Source organism: Mycobacterium sp. E1715, from assembly GCF_001667625.1.
Classification (GTDB): Bacteria; Actinomycetota; Actinomycetes; order Mycobacteriales; family Mycobacteriaceae; genus Mycobacterium.
Window position 1 is genome coordinate 1 of the sequence record NZ_LZJJ01000027.1, and the last position, 1,175, is coordinate 1,175.

General features: G+C 71.1%; 1 protein-coding gene. It reads left to right on the plus strand.

Annotated elements, in window-relative coordinates:
- Positions 1-1,175 (plus strand): ATP-grasp domain-containing protein (locus A9X03_RS01545; RefSeq protein WP_156736907.1); only part of this gene is annotated, 1,175 nt, incomplete at both ends.

A 1,175-nucleotide genomic window follows, 5' to 3' on the forward strand; every position in this document is an offset into this window, starting at 1 on the left:
CTTCGTCGGACCGGACGCCGACGTGCTCGAACTCGTGGGCAACAAGTCCGCCGCCCGCGGCGCCGCCGTCGCGGCCGGGGTGCCGGTGTTGCCCGCCACGGACGGACCGAGCAGCATCGCGGACATCGAGGCGTTCTTCGCCGCGCAGGGCGGCGCCGTCATGATCAAGGCGCTCGCCGGAGGGGGTGGCCGGGGGATGCGCACGGTGCGCAGCGCCGAGGAGATCGCCGCCGCGTACCAACAATGCGCCGCGGAGGCGCAACTGGGCTTCGGAGATCCGGCGCTGTTCGCCGAGGCGCGCCTCGACGGCGCGCGGCACATCGAGGTGCAGGTGGTCGCTGCGCCCGCGGGACACCAGACGCGCGCGCTCGCGCTCGGCGACCGTGACTGCAGCATCCAGCGGCGTTATCAGAAACTCGTCGAAATCGCACCCGCCCAAGGGCTTTCCGAGGCGCTGCGGCATGACCTGCACCGGGCGGCGGTCCGGTTGTGCGCGCGGGTCGGGCTGCGCGGGCTGGCCACGGTCGAATTCCTGGTGGCCGGTGAGGAGTTCGTGTTCCTCGAGGTCAACCCGAGGATTCAGGTCGAGCACACCGTCACCGAGGAAACGACCGGGTTCGACCTGGTGGCCGTCCAGCTGGCGATCGCCGGGGGCGCCTCCTTCTACCAGCTCGGGCTCCCTGCCGGCATCGCCTCCGACGGCAACGAAGTCATGGGCGAGCCCGCCGCGCACCGTGGCATCGCCATTCAGGCGAGGGTGAACATGGAGACCTTCGCCCCGGACTTGTCGGTTGTGCCCGCGGCCGGCACCCTCACCGTGTTCTCGCCGCCGAGCGGCCCCGGAATCCGCGTCGACACCTACGGCCGGGCCGGACTGGTCGTCAGCCCGCACTACGACTCACTGCTGGCGAAGGTCGTCGCTCACGTACACGGGTCGTCGCCGCAGGCGGCGCTGCGCAAGGCCCGCACCGCCCTGGCGGAGTTCGGCATCGAGGGCGTCCGTACCAACATCGACTTCCTGCGCGAGCTGCTGTCCCAACCGCAAATCGAATCCGGTTGGGTGAGCACGGGTTTCCTCGACGAGAAGCTGCCCGAGCTCGCCGCGGCCGCGGCGACGCACCGGCACGCGGATCCCGTCGTGCCGGTCGAGCTGTATCCCGGTGAGGACGTGCTGC